Origin of the sequence: Algoriphagus sp. (genome assembly GCF_024642405.1) — a bacterium.
GTDB lineage: Bacteria > Bacteroidota > Bacteroidia > Cytophagales > Cyclobacteriaceae > Algoriphagus.
Window position 1 is genome coordinate 1 of the sequence record NZ_JAHEBC010000350.1, and the last position, 3,918, is coordinate 3,918.

Annotated in this window: 3 protein-coding genes; all 3 read right to left on the reverse strand. The window is 37.0% G+C overall.

Annotated features, from left to right (window positions below; translation table 11 throughout):
• A partial coding sequence (gene ricT, locus Q0L68_RS17525; protein WP_296705558.1) for a regulatory iron-sulfur-containing complex subunit RicT occupies positions 1-1,320 on the reverse strand: 1,320 nt, incomplete at its 3' end.
• Positions 1,321-1,362: 42 nt separating this feature from the next.
• Positions 1,363-2,652 carry a phosphoribosylamine--glycine ligase gene (gene purD, locus Q0L68_RS17530; RefSeq protein ID WP_296705559.1) on the reverse strand — a complete coding sequence of 430 codons (1,290 nt, stop codon included), beginning with the start codon at positions 2,650-2,652 and terminating at the stop codon, positions 1,363-1,365.
• 14 nt (positions 2,653-2,666) lie between these two features.
• The coding region (locus Q0L68_RS17535; RefSeq protein WP_296705560.1) for an RQC domain-containing protein at positions 2,667-3,918 on the reverse strand (1,252 nt) is incomplete at its 5' end.

The window sequence follows — 3,918 nt, forward strand, 5'->3', positions numbered from 1 at the left end:
TGTTCCTTGAATAGGTGGTCCACTTTTTTGGTTTCGATTCTTATTCCTGTTTTTATTCCTACTTTTTTTGCTTCTTGAATCATTGCCTTGATTTTGCGAAGACTCTTGAGAATTTTCCTGTCTTTGTGGCGAAGGATTTATTTTTTGATTTGAATTACCTTCGGAAGTTTTATGTGATTGGTTTTCAATGTTTGAACCTCGATTTTTATTCCTTGATTTTCTCTTCTTTTTATTAGCTGTATTAGTAGAAAATTTTTTGTCAAGAAGTTCTAATTCTCGGGTCGATTTAGCGGCAAGATCTTCAATATCAGAGGCTTCATTTACTTGAAGGTTGAATACTTTTTTCCCTTTAAGATTTATTTCAAGAATTTCCTGAACTCTCTCACAGGAGATACTATGCCAATCATTTTCACTATTGTAACTGAACCACATCATTTTTCTAAAGATGTCAGTTTTTTGAAGTTTTGCTGGACCTGATTCTGTCATTAAAGGTCTCTCAATCTGAGGGATATCCTTAATAGCATCCATATAGGTATCTAACTCGTAGTTGAGGCAACATTTCAGCCTACCACATTGACCACTTAATTTACCTGGATTAAGGGAAAGGTTTTGATATCTGGCTGCGGAAGTACTTACATTTTTGAAATCCACCAACCAAGTTGAGCAGCATAATTCTCTACCGCATACTCCGAGTCCACCAATTCTACCAGCTTCCTGCCGAAGGCTGATTTGTCGCATCTCAACACGAATTCTGAATTCCCCTGCAAGAACTTTAATTAATTCTCTAAAATCCACCCGTTCATCAGCTGAATAGTAAAAGGTAGCTTTTGAATTATCAGCCTGATATTCTATATCAGACATTTTCATTTTTAAACCAAGTTCATCTACAATCTGCTTGCATCGGTATAATGTTGGAATTTCCCTATTTTTAGCTTCATCCCATTTTTCAATATCCTTTTCGGTTGCTATTCTATATATCCTAAGAATTTCATCATCATTTTTTATTTTTCGCTTTTGCATCTGAAGCCGCACAAGTTCTCCCTGTAACGAAACATACCCAATGTGATGACCGCTTGGAACATCTACTACTACTGGATCACCAGTTGTAAGTGGTAGAAAATCCACATTTCTGAAATATTCTTTCCTTCCTCCTTTAAATTTTACTTCAACAATATCAAAGTTATCGACTTCCGGAATTCCCATGTGGCTGAGCCAATCAAAGGAATTCATTTTATTGCAATCGCTCGTTCCGCAACTTCCATTATTTTGGCAGCCACCGGATCCTCCAGAAGAGGTAGAGCAAGTTGTACATCCACTCATAATTATATATTTACAGGATCTTAATCCTGGATAAAATTGGGTTTATTTCATTAGTTTTAAGATATCCTGACCGATATCTTTTCTGTAGTATGATTTTTCCCAATGAATTTTTTCAACGGCGGAAAAAGCATTCTTCAATGCACTTTCCAGGGTTTTACCCATTCCGGTGCATGCCAATACTCTTCCTCCCTGATTAATTAATTCTCCTTTTTCATTGGTTGATGTTCCAGCGTGAAACACAATTGTGCTCTCCGGAGAGCTTGGTAAATCAATAGGGAATCCTTTTTGATATGATTCAGGATATCCACCACTTACCATTACTACAGTCGTAGCATATTCCGGAGAGATTTCAATATTATAACTTTCCAGAGTCCCTGTACCAATTCCAACAAGTAAGTCAACGAAATCACTGGTGATTCTTGGCAAAACTGCTTCGGTTTCCGGATCGCCCATTCTTACATTGTATTCGATAACGTAAGGTTGACCATTATTATTCATAAGACCTATGAAAAGGAATCCTTTGTATGGGATATTTTCTTTAGCCAATCCTTCAACGGTTGGTTTTACAACAAGGTCTTCCACCTTTTTCATATAAGCCTTATCCGCAAAAATGACAGGGCTGACAGCTCCCATTCCTCCGGTATTTAAACCAGTGTCTCCTTCGCCAATTCTTTTATAGTCTTTTGCTTCAGGCAGAATTTTATAATTCTTTCCATCCGTGGCGACAAAAACTGAGAGCTCAATCCCATAAAGAAATTCCTCTACCACAACTTTTGCAGAAGCTTCTCCAAATTTGTGTTCCAAAAGCATTTCCTTGAAAGAGTCTTTAGCTTCTTTCAAAGTTTGGCAAATTAGAACCCCTTTGCCAGCTGCAAGACCATCGGCTTTTAAAACAATTGGTAATTTTTGTGTCTCTAAATAAGCTAGACCTTCCTCAATTTCATTTGCAGTAAAGGTTTCATATGCAGCTGTTGGTACATTATTTCTCTGCATAAATCTCTTGGAAAAATCTTTACTTCCCTCTAGTGTAGCACCTAATTGAGATGGGCCAACCACAGGAATAAATGATGTTTCTTTTTCATTTAGCAGAAAATCGACTATGCCTTTCACCAATGGTTCCTCAGGCCCAACCACTACCAAATTAATCGAATGATCTAGGATAAAAGTCTTTATCCCTTCAAAATCTGTGATTGATAACTTTATGTTTTTTGCAATACCCGCTGTACCAGCATTTCCAGGTGCGACATATAGTTGAGAGCATTTAGGGCTTTGTACTATTTTCCAGGCAAAGGCATGCTCTCTGCCTCCACTTCCCAATAAGAGTATATTCATTGAATCTATTCAAGTTAATTGGCATGTTCGGAGATAAACTTAATCCGATAGACCCTTAATTCATCTTCTGCAAAATCCTCGTCTTCTAGTTCCTCCAATGCTTCTTTAATACGATCGGTTTCTGCATTCATGAAATAATCATGAAGAAGATCTTCGCGCTCCTCATCCATGATGTGTTCGATGTAATAGTCGATATTTAATTTAGTTCCACTATAGATGATTTGCTCAATTTCCTGCAATAATTCAGGCATACTTATGTTTAAATTATCTGCAATTTCATCTAAGTCAATTTTTCGATCTATCTGCTGAATGATCGTGATTTTAATTTTTGATCTCGATCCTGCTGACTTTACAACAACTTCAGAAGCAGTCTCAATTTCATTTTCTTCAACATAGGTCGAAATGATTTTCAAGAATGATGAACCAAATTTAGCGACTTTTCCCATACCAACGCCGTTGACTTGGGCTAGTTCTTCTCTTGTGGTAGGATAAACAGTCGCCATTTCTTCCAAAGATGGATCCTGAAAAATCACATAAGGTGGTAATCCTTTGGATTTTGCAACTTTTTTTCTTTCTGCTTTCAGTAAGTCAAAAAGTTTTTCATCATAAGCAATACCTGTTTTTATATCTACCTCAGCGGATTCGTCAGAATCTTCATTGTCATAATCATGATCTTTGTAGAGATTGACGGAGTAAGGTGAATCCAGAAAAGATTTTCCTTTTTCTGTAAGTTTTAATACCCCATAAGATTCAATATCCTTTTCGAGAAGAGCAAAAATCATTGCTTGGCGAATGATCGAAGTCCAGTACTTTTCAGGCACATCTTTTCCCTTTCCGAAAACAGGCAGCTTATCATGTTTGTAGCTTTCTACATATTCAGTAGACTCGCCAATGATCACCTTGACCAAATGATCTAATCCAAAACGCTCATTTGTTTGAAGTGCTGCTTCAAGAGCCGTTAGGATGTAATCCATACCTTCAAAAATTTCTCGCTCTCTTTTACAATTATCACAGAATCCACAATCCTTTTCGAAAGTTTCTCCAAAATAATTGAGGATGAATTTTCTTCGGCAAACTCCAGTTTCAGCATATGCAGCCATTTCCTGAAGTAAAACTCGAGAATTTTCTCTTTCCGTAACGGGCTTATCCTTATTGAATTTATCAAGTTTGACGATATCCTCATATCGATAGAACATCAGACAATGTCCCTCTAAACCATCTCTTCCCGCTCTTCCTGTTTCTTGATAATAACCTTCCAAGGATTTC